This window comes from Solwaraspora sp. WMMD406 (assembly GCF_029626025.1).
In the GTDB taxonomy this organism is placed as follows: Bacteria; Actinomycetota; Actinomycetes; order Mycobacteriales; family Micromonosporaceae; genus Micromonospora_E.
Genome location: NZ_JARUBF010000001.1, coordinates 1,125,080 through 1,145,000, shown reverse-complemented (window position 1 = coordinate 1,145,000; position 19,921 = coordinate 1,125,080). Strand labels below are relative to the sequence as shown.

At 71.3% G+C, this 19,921-nt stretch carries 15 protein-coding genes; 3 read left to right on the top strand and 12 right to left on the bottom strand.

Features of this window, described 5'->3' with window-relative positions:
* Positions 1 to 3: 3 nt before the first annotated feature.
* The gene (locus O7632_RS05125) at positions 4 to 1,191 is read right to left on the bottom strand and encodes a glycosyltransferase (protein WP_278111839.1); all 1,188 of its coding nucleotides are present in this window, start codon (positions 1,189 to 1,191) and stop codon (positions 4 to 6) included.
* Positions 1,188 to 1,637, bottom strand: a complete 450-nt coding sequence (locus tag O7632_RS05120; RefSeq protein ID WP_278111837.1) for a hypothetical protein — start codon at positions 1,635 to 1,637, stop codon at positions 1,188 to 1,190. The genes O7632_RS05125 and O7632_RS05120 overlap by 4 nt, the downstream gene beginning before the upstream one ends.
* 208 nt (positions 1,638 to 1,845) lie before the next feature.
* Here O7632_RS05120 and O7632_RS05115 point away from each other — a divergent pair, with 208 nt between their 5' ends.
* Positions 1,846 to 3,498 carry a glycosyltransferase family 2 protein gene (locus tag O7632_RS05115; RefSeq protein WP_278111835.1) on the top strand — a complete coding sequence of 551 codons (1,653 nt, stop codon included), beginning with the start codon at positions 1,846 to 1,848 and terminating at the stop codon, positions 3,496 to 3,498.
* A gap of 132 nt (positions 3,499 to 3,630) precedes the next feature.
* Here the strand turns inward: O7632_RS05115 and O7632_RS05110 are convergent, their stop codons facing one another.
* Genes O7632_RS05110 through O7632_RS05100 form a run of 3 tightly spaced genes read right to left on the bottom strand, consistent with a single transcriptional unit; the run spans position 3,631 to position 10,579 of the window.
* Positions 3,631 to 5,979 (bottom strand): glycosyltransferase, encoded by a 2,349-nt coding sequence (locus O7632_RS05110; protein WP_278111833.1) that lies wholly within the window; start codon positions 5,977 to 5,979, stop codon positions 3,631 to 3,633.
* Between the two features lie 8 nt (positions 5,980 to 5,987).
* Positions 5,988 to 8,186: a bifunctional glycosyltransferase family 2 protein/CDP-glycerol:glycerophosphate glycerophosphotransferase gene (locus O7632_RS05105; RefSeq protein WP_278111832.1), complete on the bottom strand. Its 2,199-nt coding sequence runs from the start codon at positions 8,184 to 8,186 to the stop codon at positions 5,988 to 5,990.
* Entirely contained in the window at positions 8,186 to 10,579 is a 2,394-nt protein-coding gene (locus tag O7632_RS05100; RefSeq protein WP_278111830.1) for a CDP-alcohol phosphatidyltransferase family protein, read from the bottom strand. Before O7632_RS05100 ends, O7632_RS05105 begins: the two co-directional genes overlap by 1 nt.
* 478 nt (positions 10,580 to 11,057) lie before the next feature.
* On the opposite strand from O7632_RS05100, the gene O7632_RS05095 reads away from it, so the two are divergent.
* A complete protein-coding gene (locus O7632_RS05095) occupies positions 11,058 to 11,264 on the top strand; it encodes a PspC domain-containing protein (protein WP_278111828.1) in 207 nt (68 codons plus the stop codon).
* A gap of 27 nt (positions 11,265 to 11,291) precedes the next feature.
* Here the strand turns inward: O7632_RS05095 and O7632_RS05090 are convergent, their stop codons facing one another.
* The 7 genes from O7632_RS05090 to pdxH all read right to left on the bottom strand — a co-directional run bounded on the left by O7632_RS05090 (position 11,292) and on the right by pdxH (position 18,646).
* Entirely contained in the window at positions 11,292 to 13,310 is a 2,019-nt protein-coding gene (locus O7632_RS05090; RefSeq protein ID WP_278111826.1) for an arabinofuranosyltransferase, read from the bottom strand.
* 34 nt (positions 13,311 to 13,344) lie between these two features.
* A complete protein-coding gene (locus tag O7632_RS05085) occupies positions 13,345 to 14,580 on the bottom strand; it encodes a glycosyltransferase family 2 protein (RefSeq protein WP_278111824.1) in 1,236 nt (411 codons plus the stop codon).
* A gap of 251 nt (positions 14,581 to 14,831) precedes the next feature.
* Positions 14,832 to 15,668, bottom strand: a complete 837-nt coding sequence (locus O7632_RS05080; RefSeq protein WP_278111822.1) for a DUF4230 domain-containing protein — start codon at positions 15,666 to 15,668, stop codon at positions 14,832 to 14,834.
* 144 nt (positions 15,669 to 15,812) lie between these two features.
* Positions 15,813 to 16,124: a type II toxin-antitoxin system VapB family antitoxin gene (locus tag O7632_RS05075; RefSeq protein ID WP_278111821.1), complete on the bottom strand. Its 312-nt coding sequence runs from the start codon at positions 16,122 to 16,124 to the stop codon at positions 15,813 to 15,815.
* A gap of 152 nt (positions 16,125 to 16,276) precedes the next feature.
* Complete coding sequence (locus O7632_RS05070) at positions 16,277 to 16,897, bottom strand: nitroreductase family protein (protein WP_278119845.1); 621 nt, start codon at positions 16,895 to 16,897, stop codon at positions 16,277 to 16,279.
* Positions 16,897 to 17,859 (bottom strand): aldose 1-epimerase family protein, encoded by a 963-nt coding sequence (locus tag O7632_RS05065; protein WP_278111820.1) that lies wholly within the window; start codon positions 17,857 to 17,859, stop codon positions 16,897 to 16,899. The genes O7632_RS05070 and O7632_RS05065 overlap by 1 nt, the downstream gene beginning before the upstream one ends.
* A 127-nt stretch (positions 17,860 to 17,986) precedes the next feature.
* Positions 17,987 to 18,646 (bottom strand): pyridoxamine 5'-phosphate oxidase, encoded by a 660-nt coding sequence (pdxH, locus tag O7632_RS05060; RefSeq protein ID WP_278111818.1) that lies wholly within the window; start codon positions 18,644 to 18,646, stop codon positions 17,987 to 17,989.
* 150 nt (positions 18,647 to 18,796) lie between these two features.
* Here pdxH and O7632_RS05055 point away from each other — a divergent pair, with 150 nt between their 5' ends.
* Positions 18,797 to 19,903 carry a citrate synthase 2 gene (locus O7632_RS05055; RefSeq protein WP_278111816.1) on the top strand — a complete coding sequence of 369 codons (1,107 nt, stop codon included), beginning with the start codon at positions 18,797 to 18,799 and terminating at the stop codon, positions 19,901 to 19,903.
* The last annotated feature ends 18 nt before the right edge of the window (positions 19,904 to 19,921 follow it).

Sequence of the window (19,921 nt, the reverse complement as noted above, 5' to 3'; positions counted from 1 at the left end):
GGATCAGGCTCCGGCCAGCGGATCGAGGTGGCGGCGCAGGTCGGCGGCGAACCGGTCACTGACCCGCGCCGGAGCCAAGGCTCCGACGTGGTCCCGGATCGCGTCCCGGACCGGCCGGGCGTCGGTCCAGCCACCACCGATCGTGTCGGCGATCGTCTTGGCCGTGGAATCCGGGTCGGTCAGGTCGAAGCGGTGCAGCGCGGCGTCCGGCATCAGCCCGCCGACCGTGGTGCCGGTCGAGACGTACGCCGGCAGCTCGAACCCGGCGGTCAGCGCCAACGCCCCGGAGTTCAGCGAGGAACGGTACGGGTAGACGGCGGCGTCGGCGGCGCGCAGGTAGTACTGCACGTCGGAGTCGGGCACGAATCCCGGGTGGAAGATCACCGCCGGATGGTCGGCGGCGCGGCGCATGAACTCCGGACCGCCGGCCTCCTCGCGTACCTTGCCGGCGACCAGCCAGCGCAGGCGCGGGTCGAGCCGCACGGCCGCGTCGAGGACGTCGAGGAAGTCGCCGTGCCCCTTGTACGGGCGCACCTGCCCGAAGGTGACCAGGACCCGGGCACCGAGCGGGATGCCGAGGTGGCTGCGGGCGGACACGCGGTCCACCCAGTCCGGGTACGCGCCGACGAAGGTCGGGTGCGGGGCGACCACCACCTGTCGGGGCGCCGCTCCGAACGCCTCGCGCAGCCGGTCGAGGTGGCTGTCGTGCATCAGGTGCACCACGTCGGCGGCGGCGAGCATCACCTGTCGCAGCCGGGTCTCCGCCGCCCGGTGCACGGTCTCGTGCGGCAACACGTTGTGCACCGTCCAGACCAGGCGTACGCCCTGGTCACGGAGGTCGTCGAGGGCGGCGGCGAAGCGGTCGACGGCGGCCTCGGCGGCCCGCGCGGTGCGGCTGCCGGCGGTGACGGCGTAGAGCCAGTGCACGTGCAGCACCCGGGCGACGCCGTCCGGCAGTGCCGGCAGCAGGGTGTCGAGCTGGTCGAGGCGGCGTACCCGGATCGGCACCAGGTTGTGTGCCGGAAACCGACTGTAGATCAGCGACTGGTACGGGTTGGCCAGGTCGACCGGCCAGTGCAGCCAGGCGACCGGTGGCCGGGTGGCATCGGCCCAGTTCGCCGCGGTGAGTGCGGACAGCGCGTCGTCGGTCAGGTGTCCGGCGACGGTGCCCCGCCGCCACGGGATAATCACGGCTGCTCACCGTACCGGGTGTCGGCAGCCATGCCGTCGGCGATGGCGATGGCCAACGCCACGCTGGCCGGGTCGACGGCGTGGATCGCGGTGACCTGGTGGATCACGGCGAGTCGGGTGAGGACGCTGGCCGCCAGCTGGTCGGCGAGCAGTGGCGGCAGGCCGTTCCAGGCCGGCCGCCAGTAGTCCAGGGCCGTGCCGTCGTCGCTGGTGCCGGGTGCACCGACGCTGGCGCGTACAGGGGCGTGCGGGTCGGATCGACGGAGGACGAGCTGGGTCCCGCCGTCGATCGCCGTGCCGGTGGCATCCGAGCCGTCGGCCGCCGCACCGGCGGCGGTCGCGGGCGCGGCCGCGACCGGTGGCCCGGCGGCGGTACGGCGGACCTGCCGCTGCTCGGCCTCGGCGGCGACGCCGAGCTGGACCATCCGCAGCAGCGTGGCGGACACCAGTTCACCGTCGCCCTTTTTGCGACCAATATCCGCAATTACGCGCAGATCCAGGGCGGTTACAGAAGGTGTGTACAGTAGCACTGCCGGTTGCCCGAGCCGCGCCTGCCAGCGGCGGACGACCCGCCGTGCCGGGCGTAGCACGCGGCGTGCGCTGCGCATGACGGTCACCGGCACACACTATCCACTCGTGACGTGAGGAGTGCGTGTGGCAGGCCCGACGGTCAGCGTCGTCGTCCCGGTCTACGACACCGAAAGGTGGCTGCCGGAAGCGCTGGACTCGATCGAACGCCAGGCCGGCCGCGAGCGGATCGAGGTGATCGTGATCGACGACGGCTCGACGGACGGATCGGCCGAGATCGCCCAGCGGTACGCCGCCACCGCCACCGGGGTGCGCTACGTCCGGCAGCGCAACGCCGGTCTGGGAGTCGCCCGCAACCACGGAGTACGGCTGGCGACCGGCCGCTACCTGGCCTTCCTCGACTCCGACGACGTCTACCCGGACGGCGCGCTGACTCACCTGGTGAGCCTCGCCGAACGACATCACGCCGCGATCGCCGTCGGCGACATGCAGGGCTTGCCGCCCAGACCTAACCCGCCGTGGCGACGCGAACTGCTCGGCGGCGAACGGGTCGTCGAGCGGATCACCCAGGCCCCCGACCTGGTCGGCAATCCGTCGGCCTGCAACAAGATCTTCCGCCGGGACGTGGTCGAATCCTCCGGCGCCCGGTTCACCGAGAACATCGCCTACGAGGACGTGCTGTTCACCGTACCGCTGCTGGTGCGTTCCCCCCGGACGGTGCTCACCCCCCGGCTGGCCTACCTCTACCGGCAACGCGGCGACGGTTCGTCGTTAATGGCCACCCGACACCAACCCGCCCGGATCATGCAGCATCTCACCGTCGTCGAACGGCTCGCCGACGAGTGCCGCGATCTCCCGGCCGGCGACCGGGACACGGTCCACCGGTGGATCGCGTACATGCAGGTCCACTATTCGTGGCGGGCGGCACGCGTGCTCGACGACGAGCAGCTCGTCCAGTTCGCCGCCCGCATGCACGCGCTGTTCACCCACATTCCGGTGGACACGGTCAGCGAATTCGTCGGCAACGCCGGTGCCGGGCTGCGGGCGGTCGGCCTCTACGAGCACGACCCCGCCCTGGTCCGGGAACCCCGCAGCAGCCGGTCACTTCGGGTGTACGGCGGACAGCCCTACCTCGGCCACGCCGACTTCGACACCTACCGGCAACTCCTGCGGATCGACGAGGTGACGGCGCGCATGCGGGCGGTGGCTCGCGCCGATCCGCAACCCGGCGCATCTGGCGCATCTGGCGCATCTGGCGCATCTGGCGCATCTGGCTCGGCGATCCTGATCGACGGTGAACTGTGCTGTGCCGGGCTGGACGGCGTACCGGGCCAGGTCCGCGACGATCTGCTGGTGGAGATCGGCGACGGGCTGGTCCGCGGGCCGTTGCGGGTGCAGGACCGGATCGGCAACCGCCTGCGGTGGCGCTGCCGGTTGCCGATCGACACGCTCGCTTCGGGCCGGTACGAGGTGCGGGTGATCATCCGGGACCGGGGCCGGGAGTACGTCGTCCCGCCCCGACCGGGACGCGGCAGCGGCACCAGCGGCAGTCGGCCGGTCCGCCTCGGCCGCCGGATCGGCTGGCTCGCCCCCGGCCCGGACGGACCCCGGTTGGTCTTGGTCGCCGGGGCCACCGCAGCCCTCGTACGGAGTCCTCAGTGGCTGTTCCTACTGGGCGTACGGTACGGCCGCACCGCGCTGCGCCTGGCACGGGCGGGCGCGCGACGGGCCGCGCGACGGGCCGCGCGACGATCGGCCGATCTACTCTCGCCTCCTTGATGATCACGCGCCGTGACCGCTGGGGGAGGCGATGTGTTTTCGGGCGTGATCCCGTAGCGGGATCGTGATCCCGCTACGGGATCACGCCCGAAACGACGTTACCTTCCTGCAGGGAGTGAGCGGGCGGGACGGTCAGCGCACCACCAGAGCGACCCGGTGCAGCCGATCCGGTTCCCATCGCAGTCGGCCAGCGGCCCACTCGACGTCGAGGCCCTCCCGTACCCGAAGCGCGGCCGGCAGGTCGTGGACCGGGTCGTCGGCCCGGTCGTCGCTGGCCGGCCGATGGCCCAACCACCACCGGCCCGGCTCGGGCAGGTCCGGTCCGGACCCGGAGATCCGCACCAACCAGCCGTCGCCCGTGACGTCGACGGGCACCTCGCGGTCGGCCGGCGCGTGCGGATCCCGCAGGTCGTCGGCATGGCGCAACACGATCCGGGTCAGCTCCTGACCGGCCGGGCGAACACCGCCCAACACGATGCCGTCCGGATCACCGGCCACCCAGGTGAGCAGCGGGCCGGGCGGCAGGATCCGGATCCACAGCTGGCCGCCGTCGCCCGGTTCGACCAGCAGCGACCGGGCCCTGCGGCCGGTCCCGGTAACGACGGTGTCTCCGGCCGCGCCGACACCGGCGCTGAAGTCGGCACCGACCGGCAGTTCCCGGTCACCGGACTCGATCCGCCGGTCAGCACCGACGGTGTACCCGACCAGCCAACCCCGCACCGGGTCACCGACCATCGGCGACGGCCCGTCACCGGCACCGGCGCACAGGTCGGCCAGCGGGATCCGGCAGACGAAGCCGGCCGCGCCGTCACCACCGACCGGATACCGTCGCCACACCAGGCCCTGCGTCCAGGACAGCGTCAGCGTGTCCGGGACCGCCCCGGCATCCACCGACACCCCGCTGATCAGCAGCTCGTCGCCATCGATCCGGGCCATGGTCGCCCACACCGTCGGCCGCTCCACCCGCAGCCGCACCGCCCCGTCGTGCAGCGTCGGCACCACCCGTACCCCGGGCTCGACCCACGCCGCCGGCAACGCCGGCGCGATCTCCCCCACCTTGAGCGGGACGCTCGTCGGTTTCCCCTCGGTGTCGGCCAGGCCGGTCATCACCGACCAGGTGCCGGGACGCCAGCCGGCGTCCGTCCGCAACGCCGACGGACGTAGCGCCACGTCGAAGCCGGACCACGTCGGCGCACCATCGTCGGCCACGTCCAAAACCGGCCGGCGACGCAGCGGCACCACGCGCGGCAACCCGCGTCGCGGCCGACCGCGCTCACGCAGCCACAGTCCACGCAGCGACAGCGCACCCCGGACCAGCGGACGCGGTGCCGGACCGCCTGACGCTGGCACCGTCGCCGCTGGTGCCCGGTAGGCGTACCCGGAGATCCGCAACCGTCCGTCGTGCCACCGCAGCGACCGCGCCGTGGCACGAAGCCGTCGCGACGGGCGATACCACGCGGCCGGCACGCCGGACACCGCCGGTGGTTCGGCACCCGACCGGGTCGCGGCCACCACGACCAGCAACTCCGCCAGCCGGCCCGTCCGAGCCAGATGCCAGGCCACCCGTAGCCCGGGATCGAGCCGGCCGGGCACCGCCGGATCGACCTCGGCCAGGAACTCGCCGGCCAGCTCGACGAACCGCCGCCGATAGGCCTCGTCGGTCACCTCCGGAAGCAGATACAGGAACATCCGCAGATCGCTGCGGAGGGCGATCTCGTCGTACCGGTTCTTCAGCGTCCGGTCGCCGAGCGCCGCCAGCGACCGGCTGGCGTTGCGCACCGCCGCGAACCGGTCCACCAGGTTGGCGACCTCGGCCTGCCGTTGACTGATCGACTCGTCGGCGCCGGCTTCCCGCTGCCGCCAGTAGTAGACCGGCGTGGACAGCACATCGATCGTCTCGGCCAACGCGTACGCCGGGATCGTCACCGGGATGTCCTCGTAGCGCACCCCTTCGGGGAACCACAGGTCGTGCCCGGTCCAGAAGTCCCGGCGGAACACCTTGTTGCAGGCCAGCCGGTCGTAGATCAGGTTGCGACGGCTACTCAGCCGGGTGCCGAGCCAGGTCTGACGATGGGTACCCCGGTGCAGCGGCGACTGCCACGACCCCCGTGAGTTGAACAGCATCACGTTGCCGGAGGCGATCTGGGAGCCGGTCGTCTCCAACGCGCCGACCAGCAGCTCGAACGCGTACGGCGGCACGATGTCGTCGCTGTCGACGAAGGTGAGGTAGTCGCCGACGGCGGCCCGGATGCCGGCGTTGCGGGCCGCGCCCAACCCGCGGTTGGGCTGCCGGATCAGCCGGAACCGGGGGTCGGCGGCGGCCCGGGCGGCGGCGATGTCCCCGCTGCCGTCGGTCGAGCCGTCGTCGACCAGGATGAACTCCACGTCGGAACAGGTCTGCCCGGCCAACGAGTCGAGACAGTCGGTCAGGTAGCGCGCCACGTTGTAGATCGGGACCACGGCGCTGAGCGGAGCACCCATCGGATGGTTCAGTCCCGCTCGCCGAGCAGCGCCCGACGGACCACCCGCTCGGCGGCGTGTCCGTCGTCGAGGTGGCAGAACCGGGCCCGGAACTGGGTCCGGGCCTTGATCGCGGCGTCGTCGTCGACCGCGCCGGTCCGGAACACATCCAGCAGGTGACCGAAGGTGGTGGCCACCGCGCCCGGTGCCTCGGCAGTGATGTCGAAGTAGACGCCTCTGGCCATGGCGTACGCGGCGGCGTCCGGCGCGTAGATCACGATCGGCCGGTCCAGGACCGCGTAGTCGAACATCGCCGAAGAATAGTCCGTGATCAGCACGTCGGCGGCCAGGTACAGGTCCTCCACCACCGGGTGGGCCGACATGTCCCGAACGCGTCCGGTGGCCGGCGCGTCGGGCGCCCGGCCGGTGCGGTCCCGGTCGTGGAAGTAGTGGCTGCGGACCAGCAGCCAGCCGTCCGGGCCGATGACCTCGGCGAACTCGTCGGCGTCGAACTCCGGCCGCCAGCCCGGCTGGTGCTCGCGGTGGGTCGGCAGGTAGAGCACCACCCGCTCACCGGGAGCGATCCCGAGCGAGGTCCGGGCCGCCGCGACGTCGTCGGCGGTGGCCAGGGCCAGCCGGTCGTTACGCGGGTAGCCGCTGTCGATCGAGACAAACCCACCCGGGTACGCCCGTTCCCACATCTGGGTGGAGAAGGTGTTGGCGCTGATGCTGAAGTCCCACCGGTCCACCCGACGCAGCAGGTTGGGGAAGTTCATCGAGGTCGCGCCGATCGGGTGCCGCTGCTGGTCCAGCCCCATCACCTTGACCGGGGTGCCGTGGTGGGTCTGCACGTGCACCGAGCCGGGACGCTTGCGCACGTAGTCCGGGAAGTTCACGTTGTTGATCAACCATGTGGCCCGGGCCAGCGCCCGGTAGTACCGCCAGGTGCCGGCGACGACGTACGGCACGCCGGGCGGCATGGTGGCCGCCCGGTCCCGGCGCACCACCCACACGCTTTCGATCTGCGGGGCCATCTCGGCCGCCTTGGCGTGGATCGCCGCCGGGTTGCAGCTGTAGCCGCGATACCAGTAGGCGGCGTAGAGCGCCAGGTTCGGGTCCATCGGCAACCGCAGCCGCAGCCGGTAGTAGCCACGCAGCAGCACCCGCCGGCTGGTCCGGGCCAGCTCACGCAGCCCCCGTTTGACCGGCCGACCAGCGGCGAGTACGGCTGCCCGCACCATCTTGCGAGCCCGCTGCACCACCCGCAGCGCGGCGAAGGTCCGCCAGCGGCCGGCGGCGAGCAGCCGGCGCTTGAGCCCTTCGACCCCACCGGGTACGGCGTACCCGCCGGCCGGCAGGCGCCGCCGGTAGTCGGCGTGTGCGCGGGTGAAGAAGTCGCGGTGCAGCTCGCGGGGCAGCCGGCTGCCGTGCCCGAGCACCATCAGGTAGTGCGCGATCATCAGCGCGAACAGCTGCGGGCGGACCTCGTCGGCCTGCTCGTCGTGGGCGTCGAGCCAGTCGAAGGTGTGTCCCCAGTGGTCGAACATCTCGAAGTGCCGGGCGCTGCGGGTACGGGTGATCGCGCCGGTACGTCGCTGCCGGTAGTTGACGCAGACCCGGTCGAGTACGGTGACCCGCCGGGCGGCGACCAGCAGCGGGAAGGTGAACGAGACGTCCTCGTACCAGCCGTCGGCGAAGCGCAACCCGAGGTCGACCAAGAACTGCCGCCGGGTCACCTTGTTCCAGGCGGTGTGCAGCACCCGCAGCGTCTCCGGCCGGGTCCGCACGTCGAACACCTCGGCGCCGGGTGCGGTGGGGAACGCCTGCCGCAGGGCGCTGGTCGCCTGGGTGTAGTCCCAGAACACCCGGACGTGGTCGACGATCAGTACGTCCGGCGTGCTGGCCCGGAGCCGGTTGGCGACCGCCCGCAGCGCGCCGTCGGTCAGCCAGTCGTCGCTGTCGAGGAACCAGACGTACTCGCCGGTCGCCGCGTCCAGGCCGGCGTTGCGGGCCGCGCCGAGACCGACGTTGGCCGGCAGTGACAGTACGGTCAGCCGCGGGTCGCGGGCGGCGTACTCGGCGAGGATCTGCCCGGAACTGTCCGGTGAGCAGTCGTCGACGGCGACGACCTCGATGTCGGTGAACGACTGTCCGAGGATCGAGTCGAGGCATTCCCGCAGGTAGCCTTGCACCTTGTAGACCGGTACAACGATGCTGATCAGCGTCATCACGATTCACCTGTGATCGTGCCGGCCCGGTGGCCGGCGGGGTGCGGGGTGGGTGCCGGCCGGCTGGCCGGGTCGGCGGATGCGTCGGCCGGTGGGTCGGCGGGTCTACGGGGGACCGGGATCGCCGTCGCAGTCGCAGTCGTCGCCGCCGGAGACGTCGCGGTCACCGTCGTCGCGGTCACCGCAGTCGCAGTCGCCGCAGTCGTCGCCGCCGGTCGACGGCGGTCGATCACCGCGTCGGCGACGAACACGACGAGCAGATAGCCGGCGAGCACGGCGGTCGCCGTCGCCGTCACAGCGGTGGCCGGCACCGACCCGACCGACGCCGGTACGGCGGCCGCGAGCGACGCGGGAACGATCGCGGCGGCGGTGAGCAGCAGCACCCGACCGTCCCACCCGAGGCTCCAGCGGTGCAGCGGCGGCGCGCCGAGTCGCTTCTCCAGCCGCGCGGTCAGGTCGTAGTGGTGCAGCGCGAGGACCAGCAGCAGGGCGTAGGTGACCGGCGGCGGCACTGCGGCGAGCGCGCCGGCCGCGACGACGAAGAGAAGTTCGGCCGCCCGCAGTGCGGCCGGCACCAGCCAGTCGAGTGCCCCGGCGGCCGGCCGGGCCGCACCGGCGGCGGTGGCCACCAGCAGCCCGGCGGCGACGACGAACACGGCACCGCCGACGGCGGTGCCGAGCCCGCCGGACGCGGCGAGTGGGCCGACCGCGACCAGCAGCAGCGTGACACTGACCAGCGTCCCGACCAGCGCGATCGGCAACTGCCCGGCACCGAGATCCACAACGGCTGACCGAACCGCCGCTCGGTGTGTCGCGTCGCTGAGCCGCTGTGGATCATCGACTGCACTCCATCGACGCGCCACGAAGCCGTCGTCGCGGTAGCGGGCGGTGTCAACCGCCGCCAGCACCGGCACCCGCATCGCGTACGCCCGCAGGGTCCGCAGGGCGAGGGTGTAGCCGGCGGCGAGGGTCCCCCAGATCAGCACCGCCACCAAGCTGACCAGCGGGTCGAACAGCGCGGCGGTGATCGCGATCAACGCCCAGCGCTCACCGATCGGAAACACCACGGTGCGCTTGGCCCAGTAGACCACTGATCCGGGGTCGGCGAGCACCCGGTTCGACACCTGGCTGAGCCGGTCGCCGACACCACGTGCGGTGTCGACGGGGGCGGCCGGGGTGGCCTGTTCCCGGCGGGCCGCTTCGTCGTGCAGCGCCCCGTACCAGCTGTCGGTCATGTGCCGGACGGTCTGCAGGACGATGGCGGCGATGGCCAGCGCCCAGCCGTTGCCCAGTCCCGACTGTTGCACGCCGATGCCGAGACCGGCGTAGACGAGGTATTCCTTGCCCCGGTCGGCGATGGTGTCCAACCAGCCGCCGAAGGCACTGAACCGCCCGGTGTAGCGGGCCAGTTGTCCGTCGACGCAGTCGAGCACGAACCCGAGGTAGAGCAGGACCGCGCCGAACACCAGCGACGGCCGGCCGCCGATCGCGAAGAACGTCGCGGCGGCGGCGGCGAACCCGATCGAGACGACGGTGACCCCGGTCGGGCTGAAGCCGAGCCGGGCGGCCAGCTTGGTCACCCACGGCGACCAGCTACTGACCGCGTACGTGGCGAAGAGGTCGTCGTGTTCCTTGACCGCGAGTCTGAGCCGGACCCGGTCGGGGTCGACGGCGCGGACCTGAGCCTCGGCCTCGGCCCGGGCGGCCTGGTCGGTGACCCGGCGCGCGACCAGTCCCCGGATCCGGTACGCGCCGACCTGGACGTCGGCGTCGACCAGTGCCGTCAGCAGACCGTCCAGCGTCGGTGCCGGCGACGTGGACGGCCCGGCCGGTGACGGCGACGGCCCGGCCGCGCCGGGCAGGGCGCGGACGGCGGCGGCCAGCGCGGCGAGGTCGGGTACGCCGACCCGCAGCACCCCGCCGAACAGCGGCCCGGCAGGGTCGACGGCGGACGCCCCGACGCCGACGGCCGAACCCCTGACGCCGGCGGTGACGGCCGAACCCCCGACGCCGGCGGTGACGCCGACGATCCGGCCGCGCTGTTCGCGGACGGCGGGCGGAGGATCACCGGTACGGTCGGCGGCGTCACCGGGGATCAACAGCGCCCGGCTGGTCGCCGGCGGACCCGCGTCGAGCTGGCGGAACACTTCGGTGTGCGCGACCAGGTCCCCGGCGCAGAGCAGGACCGGCTCGGCGGCCCCTTCGACGACATGGGCCAGGGCGGTGACGTCGGCGTCGGCGGTCAGGTCGACGACGTGCACCGCCGGCGATCCGGCCTCGGCGAGCTGGGCCCGGATCCGGTCGACGGCGCGACGCCGGGCACCGTCGGGCGCGACGCCGACGACGGGCGCGTCAGTCGCCGCGGCGGTGGAGATGATGATCGCCAGTGTCACGTTCGCGCGCTTCCGTCTCGGGTGTCGATCGCCGGGTCGCCCCCATCGATCGCCCGGCCCGGTCGGCCCGCCAGGCGTCGCGCGGCGCGCTCGGCGGACAGGGTCGGCGTCGCGCGGTGCTCAACGGACAGGTTCGGCTGGGACACTCCGAGAGGTGGCGCTGCCCGTACGGCCCGTCGGCGCTCACCGCTCGGGCGGACAACGCCGGCAAGGTTAGCAGTCGGTGAACAACAGGGATAGCTCACGCGTCTGCCGGGGGACTCCCGGCGTCGCCGGTCGCGGGCCACCACCGACCCTTAGCGATGATCTTGAGGCTTTCGGGGTATGTCCCGTACGGGCCGCCAGGTCCGGATCGGTCCTGCGACCGAGGGCGCCACCGGTAGGCGTTCCTACCGTGGAAGGTGTCGACCGGAGCCCGGCCCGGAAAGCGCCGGCCGCCGCCGGCGACGATGTCGAGACGACAGTGAAGGAGCGAATCATGAGCCGCAAGCTGGTACGCCCCCGGGACGGCCGGATGCTCGCCGGAGTCTGCGCGGGACTCGCCCGACGGTTCGGGATCTCCGCCGGCATGGTCCGGTTGATCTTCCTGCTGTCCCTGCTGCTGCCCGGCACCCAGGTGATCGTCTACCTGGCGCTCTGGATCGTGATGCCCAACGAGGACCGCTACCTCGCCACGTCACACTGACCCCGGCCGCGCCGCCAGGGCCCGAAGTCAGCGACGGACGTAGACGGCGAGCTGTTCCGGCAGGTCGTCGTGGACCACCCAGTACCGCTCGTCGAACTGGTCGGGGTGGAACCGTAGATCGGCCCAGACCAGCTCGTCCGCGTCGCGCCGCAACACGAAAACGTCGATCGGACCGTACGCCGTCCACGCCGACGCGACGGCGAAGTCGACCGGGTCGCGCAGCTCGGTCAGCTCGCGTACCTGCGCCTTCCGGTCGTCCCACCGGGACAGGGTGGCGGCGGCGGTCCGGTCGTTGCTCAGATACCCCGGCCACGGCAGGTACGCGAACAGCCGTTCGTCGACACTGAGCGTGACCAGATCGGGGTCAGGGCCGGCGGTGCGCTCGACCGCCCGTTGGACCGGACCGACCGGGAACCAGCCCGGCCGACCGTCGGCCGGGGCGTATCGGGGATAGCCGCCGCCGGGCAACGGTTCGGCGTGTGCCGCGACGGTGTAGCCGGAACCCGGTCCGCCGGTACCGGGTAGCCAGGCGTTGGCGTACCAGACGACCGACCAGGCGAGCAGGACCGCGAGCGGCCCGCCGACCAGCCCGACCGGCGGCGCCAGGCGCAGTCGGCGCAGCAGGATCGGCACCGCGTGTGCCACGGTCAGCACGCCCGCCACGGCCAGCACGACCCCGTACAGCCGGGAGGTGTAGTGCCCGAACCCGGTGTGCCCGGTGACCATGAACCGCGCCAGGCACAGCAGCCGGTAGCCGAAGGCCCCGGCCGCGATCAGCAACAGCGGCCGCGCCCACCAGGTGGAACGCAGCAGCCAGACCAGACCGGCCAGGCCGACGATCTGCATCGCCCGCAGCGGCAGATTGCTCAGCTCGCCGGGCTGGACGTCCAGCATCGGCAGCATCTGCCGCAAATAGTACGGCGAGACGTAGCGATCGGAGACGAACTGCCCGCCGCCGGTGGTGAGCAGCCCCCACAGGTACGGCCACACGTACCAGGAGGAGACCGCCACGGCGACGACGGTGACCAGCGACAGTCGCCGCAGGTAGGCCCGTCGGTCCGGGGCCGACCGCCAGGCCAGCACGACGATCGCGACCAGCCCGATCGCCGCGTAGACCAGCCAGGCCTGGTAGAGCAGCACGAGTACGCCGCCGAGCAGCCCGGCGGGCAGCCAGTGCAGCCGGGGCCGGGGTGGCCGGGTGAAGGTCTCCACCACCCAGGGAACGAAGATCACCAGGGCGAGCACCTCGTACGCCTTGCGCGGATCGGACCAGGCGACGACGCCGATACAGGCGATCGCCAGGGCGGTCCACTCGCCGACCTGACGCCGCCAGAGCAGGTAGGCGGCCACCACGCAGGCCGAGACGACCAGGATTTCGGCGTCGGCCAACAACCGCCAGGCCGGTTGGTCGAGCAGCACCGAGGCTCGGCCGACCAGCCAGGCGTACAGCGGCGGATACTCGGAGGGCAGACCGGGCACGGTCGTGTCCACGCTGGCGGTGGTGGTCGTGTAGCGGGTGACGGCGGCGGACATCCGGAGCATGTCGCCGCGCAGCCCGCCGAAGCCGTACGGGGTCCCGTGCAGCGCGGTCCGCAGGGCCAGCACCAGCCAGCCGGCGGCCAACCCGGCGGAGATTCCGGCCAGCGCCCGCTGGGCCTGGACCCTGGCCGCCAGGTCCGCGTCGGCCCGACCGGCCACCAGGTCCGCCTCGGCCCGACCGGCCCGGTGTCGGATGGTGACCGCGACGAGCAGCACCAGGCAGACCAGCAGGAGGCCACCGGCGATCGGCAGGGCCTGTCCGCCGATGGTGAACGGGTCGTGGCCGACCAGTGCGGGCAACGGGTAGGCGATCGCCGTGGCGACCAGCCAGGTCGTGACCGCGAGCTGACCGGGGTTACCGAGCCAGGACCGGATCCGGCCGGGGTACGACCGGCGGTGGGCGAACCGGCGGGCGGGCGGGGGCGGTGCCCCCGGTCCGGCCGCGCCGGCCGGGCCGGCCTGCTTGGGAACGTCGTCGAGTCGGGCCGTGGGGGTCTCGACAGGCATCAGCTTTCCTTCTGTGGATACTCCGGACCCAGTGTCACCCGGTGTGGCTGGGGCTGGCCGCCACCGCGCTCGGCGACGGCACATCCCGGTCGACCACCGCTGCGGAAACGCGGCGCAGGCTGAGCAGGCTGGAGAAGAGCCCGGCGAAGATCAGGGTGGCACCGAGGCCGATCGCGGTGGAGGCCGGTAGCACCACCCGCAACGTCGCGCTGAGGTTCTGGGCACCGAATCCGGCTGCGCCCCAGGCACCGACGGCGAGCACGGTGCCCGCCAGTCCGACGAGAACGAGTGCCACCCCGGCGCCCGTGCAGGTCTCCAACCGGAGGAACCGGCTCCACCGGTCCGCCTGCCGCAGGTTGGTGATGCCTTCGTACCTGCCGTAGATGACCGCGAAAGCCCCGAACAGCAGCAACTGGGCTCCGACCAGCATCGCCAGGCAGGTGTAGACGAGGGTGCTCACGTCGAATCCGATCCCACCGACGATGAGTGGGCCGACGACCAGCACGACGGTGCCGACCAGGCCGGCCAGGAACACGGTCGCGCCGGGCCAGATGAGCAGCTTGCGCGGGGCGAGCACCAGCAGGAATCGCAGGTGTCGCCAACCGTCCCGCCAGGTACGCAGGTGCGGTGGCCGGCTACGCCCGTCCGGGCTCAGGGTGGTGGGGACCTCGATGATGTCGTATCCGTTGAGGGCGGCCCGGACCACCAGTTCGGAGGCGAACTCCATGCCGGGCATGCAGAGCTGCAGTTCGCGAACGCGGTCGCGGTTGAATCCCCGGATGCCGCAGTGGAAGTCGCCGACCTTCAGTCCGAACAGGCGCCGCCCGAGCCAGGACAGCACCGGGTTTCCGAGGTAGCGGTGCAGGAACGGCATGGCACCGGGAGCGATCCCGCCCTGGAACCGGTTGCCCATCACGACGTCGTGGCCCCGGCGCAGTTCGTAGATGAACGATTCCAGCTTCGACAGATCGTACGAGTCGTCCGCGTCGGCCATGATGACGAACTTGCCGCGTGCCTGTTCGATTCCGTTGATGAGCGCCCCGCCGTATCCGCGTACCGGTGCGTGGGACACCCGCGCCCCGGCCCGGACGGCGATCTCCTGCGATCCGTCGGTCGACCCGTTGTCGCTGACCAGGACCTCGCCGACCACGCCCAGGTCGGCGAGGGCACCACGGGCCTTGCGGATGCACACCTCCAACGTTTCCGCCTCGTTCAGGCAGGGCAGGAGCACAGTTACCTCGACCTCGTCGTTGCGCACGGACCGCGCCACCGGCGATACCCCCGGAAATTGAGATACGGTCGGGCCGACCCACGACTCGTGAATATGGCTCATTTGAGCGATCTTCACTTAATGTCGCGTGACCCTTTCGTGCACTCTAACGTCGGTCGAGCAGGAAACGGCACTGGACACGACAAAGAAACGCCGGACCGGAGGGTGATTCCGGTCCGGCGAAGCACTTCACGTTGTTTTCTTCTCAACGGCAACTCGGGCGTTGTCGCAGCCCGGTGGTATCGGCGGAGCTAGGGGGTCACGAACGTCACCAATACCGTCTCGTAGCCCAGTGAGCGCAGCAGTCCCGCGAGCATCTTGCGGGTGTTCTCTTCGGCCCGCTGGGCGAGCTCGCTGTCCCGGGCGGCGGCGGTGATCCGCTCCTCGGCCAACTGGTACACCTGCCGCTGCCGGTTGGGGTCGCCACCGAAGACCTCGCCGAGGCGGTTGAGCAGTCCCCGCTGTTCGGCGAAGACGTAGCTCGCCTCCAGGTCGAGATCGGCCTCGGTGAGTCGCGGGGCCGGCAGACTGATTTGCACAGATTGCCGGTCTTCGGAAATAATTATCGATTCGTCGGTAATTTCAGCAAAATCGACATACGCCTCGACAGATCCCACTCCGACGAAAAGCGTACGCTCGTTGAGCAAAAAGTCCGGAACGTACTGTCGATCCTGTTCCAAATCGACGATGACCTGGAAGTTGCCCTCCGCGGCCACGAACCGACTCAGATCCTGGATCGACTGCAGCAGGGGCGGCTCGGTCCGATCGGTCTGCTGCGCGGCGAACGGGTTGCGCCACGCCGGCCAGAACCCGGCGGCCTGGGTGGTCAACCCCAGGATCACGACGAGGCCGATCAGGCCGGCCAGCCAGAACAGGCCACGACGCCAACCACCGGAGCCGCCGTTCGTCAGCTGCGCTCCGGGGACGTCGGCGTAGCGGGTGGTGCCGGGCGGCTGGCCGATCTCGCCGAACCGGCCGTCGGCGTCATCGGACCCCTCGTCCCGGTTACCGGGATCGACCGGCCCGGCCCGACCTTTTGCATATTCCGGATACTCCCGGGTGGGCTCGTTGACATCGCCGCGGGACATCTCGATCACCGTCCTCACCAGACGTCGGTCCACCAAAGGGGCCCGCCTGTGCACACGGTACGACCCTGGTGCGACAACCGCATCCCGGCGACCTGACCCACGCGTACGGCGCGCGACGGCGCGCGACGGCGCGACCCCCGCCGATCAGCTGGGAACCCGCTCCTGAACCAGCAGATAGACCCGGGCGTGGATCTGGTTGCGCTGCTGCAACGCGGCCCGCAACGCCCGATGCAGGCCGTCTTCCAGGTAGAGCGCCCCGTTCCACTGCACGACGTGCGGAAAGAGGTCACCGTAGAAGGTCGAATCCTCGGCGAGCAGCTTGTCCAGCGCGAGTTCCCGCTTGGTCGTGATCAGCTGGTCGAGCCGCAACGGCCGGGGCGGGATCTCCGCCCACTGCTTGAGAGTCAACCCGTGCTCAGGGTAAGGACGACCGTCCCGCACCGCTTTGAAGATCACGACGGCGCGCTCCTCCCATGTCGCCTACCGAAATGTCACCAATCTGCCGATCGGCTCACGCACCGGCGGTGCGGCGGTGCACCGGCAGTGCATGCCAGCCTAGCGAGTTCCGGCGACCGACCGGGTCGATCCCGACTGTCGCCTTCACCGCACTAAGGACTCCACCGGCCGCGGTGTACCACCTCGTCGACCGGCCGCCGGCCCCGCCGCAACGACGGCGAGCGAAAATCAGCGGCCCGGTAGCCGACGGTGATCGCACCGATCGGAGTGAACTCGTCCGGCACGTCGAAAGCGGCGCGGTAGGGCTCGACGCGTTCGGGTGGAATGCCGAAGAAGCAGGCGCCCAATCCCTCGTCGACCACCGTCAGCAGCATCAACAACGCCGCGAAGCCGGTGTCGACGTACCAGTACGGCACCGGCCACCGCGCTTCGTCCCGATCCGTCCAGCCCTTGTCCGGCTGGGCGTAGCGGTCCAGGTAGGCCGACCGGTTGGCGTGCGGCACGATGATCAGCGGCGCCCGCCGCATCCCGGTCAACCATCGGCTACGGCGCTCGGTGTCCGGATCGGCCGCCACCGGCGTCGTCGCCGACCAGAACCGGTCCCGGTCGGCCGGCCGCTCCAGTACCAGAAAGCCCCACCCCTGGGAGAAACCCGCCGACGGTGCCCGGATCGCGCTGTCCAACAGGCGGTCGACCACCTCGGCCGGCACCGGCCGATCCGGATCGTAGTTGCGGACCATCCGCCGCCGACCAATCAGCTCCCGGAACTCCATCACCCGTTCCCGGATCGGGTCGGCGTCGCGACCCCCGGCCGGATGCCCCAACTCGCCTGCCACGTCTCGGCCGGCTCCAGCACGAGCAGGTCGCGCCCGGAGCGGAACGCGTCGGGCGGACAGGTCATCGGCTCGACCGCCACCGACCGACGACGACGGTCCTCCGGCAGGGCGTCACCGGTGAACATCTGCCACCAGCCGAACGCGGAATCGGCCCACACCGCGACGCTCGACCCCTGCTCGGGGTTGGACAGCGTCACCGCCGAGCCGCCGCCCGAGTCCCGGTCCAGATCCCCGAAGGCGGTGTCCAGCACCATCGGACCGAGCCGCCGGGGTTTACCGAAGTCGTACTCGCCACCAGCCACCTTGGCCGCTCCGATCGGCAGCAGCCGGCTGTCCACCAGCAACCGGCTGCGCGCCGGTAGGTGCACCGTCATGTCGTCGACGCTGGTCGCCGGCAACCGCAGGTACGGGTGGACGCCCAGGCCGAACGGGGCCGGCTCGGCGCTGGCGTTCGTCACCTGGTGGGTCACCCGCAGACCGTCCGCGCTGACCTGCCACCGGGTCCGCAGCACCAGCGACCACGGGTATCCGGGATGCGCGGCCAGGGTGACGCCGACCACCACCTCGTCGGCCGCCTTGGCGATCAACTGCCAGGGCAACCAGCAGGTCAGACCATGGATGGCGTTGTGCCGGGCCGGTTCGGACAGATGCAGTTGCCGGGTGGCGCCACCAAAGGTGTAACGGCCGTCGCGGATCCGGTTGGGCCAGGGTGCCAGCACCTGGCCGGCACCGCCCACGGCGAGCTCGTTCTCGCCGTACCCGTCGATGTAGTCGAACCCGTCGGCGCGATAGGTCCGCAGCCCGCCACCCACCTCGACCACGACGGCCTCGTGCCCGTCCGCCACGATCGTCCACTGCGCCCCGGAGGGTGGGCCGGGACGTGCATCGACGTTGTCCATGCCGCGACGATAACGGTTCGATCCGCGAGCCGCCGCACCCGGAAGCCGTGATCAACAATAGCTAAGCGTAAATTAAAGGTCGCTCTACGCGCGTACGGGCGGCGTGTGGCGTGTGGCGTGTGGCCGATCATGGCGCGAGCCGCTCGATCAGCCACTCACCGTCGTCGGCACGACGATAACGAAACCTGTCGTGCAACCGACTGGCCCGACCCTGCCAGAACTCGACCGTCTCCGGCACCACCCGCAGCCCGCCCCAGTGCGGTGGCGGCGGGACCGGCGTCGGTTCCGGAAAACGCCGAGCGGCGGTGGCCAGGCCCGCGTCCACCTCCGCCCGATCCGCCACCACCCGCGACTGGGCGCTGGCCCAGGCACCGAGCGCCGAGGACCGGGGCCGGGTCGCGAAGTACGCCTCGGTCTCGGCGCGGGACACGCCGACCACCGCCCCGCGCACCTCCACCTGCCGGAACATCGCGAACCACGGAAACAGCAGGCTGGCGTTGGGGTTGGCCGCCATCTGACGCCCCTTGCGGGACTCGTAGTTGGTGAAGAAGACGAAGCCGAGCTCGTCGTACCCCTTCATCAGCACCGTCCGCGCACTCGGGCGGCCGTCGGCGTCCGCGGTGGCCAGGACCATCGCGTTCGGCTCCGGCAGCCCGGCCGCGACCGCGTCGGCGAACCACCGCGCGAACTGGGCGTGCCAGTCGACCGCGAGATCGACCCGACGCAGCTCGGGGGCACCCCGATAGTCGCGACGCATCGGACCCGGTCGTGGTGTGTCTCCCGTCACGTCGCTCTCCTCGACTAGGGCTACCCCTGTGGTCGAACCTACGCTGGTTACCCACCAGGCAAGTGCACGACAAATGCCGTTGCGGGCCGCCTGAAGCAGTTCTACCGGGCGCTCGGGCAGGACCACCAAATCCCCACCCAGGAGAGCCATATGTCCGACTTCAAGCCGGGGCTCGAAGGTGTGATCGCCTTCGAGACCGAGATCGCCGAGCCTGACAAAGAAGGCGGTGCCCTCAGATATCGCGGAGTCGATATCGAAGATCTGATCGGGCAGGTCTCCTTCGGAAACGTGTGGGCCCTACTGGTCGACGGACGCTTCGGCCCCGGGCTGCCGCCGGCCGAACCGTTCCCGGTGCCGGTGCACTCCGGCGACATCCGGGTGGACGTCCAGTCCGCCGTCGCCATGCTCGCCCCGTACTGGGGGCTGTCACAGCTGCTCGACATCTCCAACGAACAAGCCCGCGCCGACCTGGCCCGGGTGTCGGTCACCGCGCTCTCCTTCGTCGCCCAGTCCGCCCGTGGCCTCGGTCTGCCGGCCGTGCCGCAGAAGGAGATCGACAAGGCGCAGACCATCGTCGAACGCTTCATGCGTCGGTGGCGCGGCGAGCCCGACCCCCGGCACGTCAAGGCGGTCGACGCCTACTTCATCTCCGCCGCCGAGCACGGCATGAACGCCTCCACCTTCACCGCCCGGGTGGTCGCCTCCACCGGCGCCGACGCCGCCGCCTGCATCTCCTCCGGCATCGGCGCGCTCTCCGGCCCGCTGCACGGCGGAGCCCCGTCCCGGGTGTTGCACATGATCGAGGGCGTCGAGCGCAGCGGTGACGCCGAGTCGTACGTCAAGGGCGTGCTCGACCGGGGCGAACGGCTGATGGGCTTCGGACACCGGGTGTACCGGGCCGAGGACCCCCGGGCGCGGGTGCTGCGCCGTACCGCCAAGGAACTGGGTGCCCCCCGCTACGAGGTCGCCGAGGCCCTGGAGAAGGCCGCCCTGGAGGAGCTGCACAACCGCAAGCCGGACCGGGTGCTGGCCACCAACGTCGAGTTCTGGTCGGCCGTGGTGCTCGACTTCGCCGAGGTGCCGGCGCACATGTTCACCTCGATGTTCACCTGCGCCCGGATGGGCGGGTGGAGCGCGCACATCCTGGAGCAGAAGCGGCTCAAGCGGCTGGTCCGCCCGTCGGCGCGCTACGTCGGCCCGGCCCCGCGCAAGCCGCAGCAGGTCGCCGGCTGGGACGCCGTACCGCACGACGTCTGAGCTGGCCGTACCGCACGA

Excerpts from the sequence above, each read along its gene's own strand:
- O7632_RS05110 (WP_278111833.1), bottom strand. The coding sequence starts at position 5,979 with ATGGGTGCTCCGCTCAGCGCCGTGGTCCCGATCTACAACGTGGCGCGC.
- O7632_RS05105 (WP_278111832.1), bottom strand. The coding sequence starts at position 8,186 with ATGACGCTGATCAGCATCGTTGTACCGGTCTACAAGGTGCAAGGCTAC.
- O7632_RS05095 (WP_278111828.1), top strand. The coding sequence starts at position 11,058 with ATGAGCCGCAAGCTGGTACGCCCCCGGGACGGCCGGATGCTCGCCGGA.
- O7632_RS05090 (WP_278111826.1), bottom strand. The coding sequence starts at position 13,310 with ATGCCTGTCGAGACCCCCACGGCCCGACTCGACGACGTTCCCAAGCAG.
- O7632_RS05080 (WP_278111822.1), bottom strand. The coding sequence starts at position 15,668 with ATGTCCCGCGGCGATGTCAACGAGCCCACCCGGGAGTATCCGGAATAT.
- O7632_RS05070 (WP_278119845.1), bottom strand. The coding sequence starts at position 16,897 with ATGGAGTTCCGGGAGCTGATTGGTCGGCGGCGGATGGTCCGCAACTAC.
- O7632_RS05065 (WP_278111820.1), bottom strand. The coding sequence starts at position 17,859 with ATGGACAACGTCGATGCACGTCCCGGCCCACCCTCCGGGGCGCAGTGG.
- O7632_RS05055 (WP_278111816.1), top strand. The coding sequence starts at position 18,797 with ATGTCCGACTTCAAGCCGGGGCTCGAAGGTGTGATCGCCTTCGAGACC.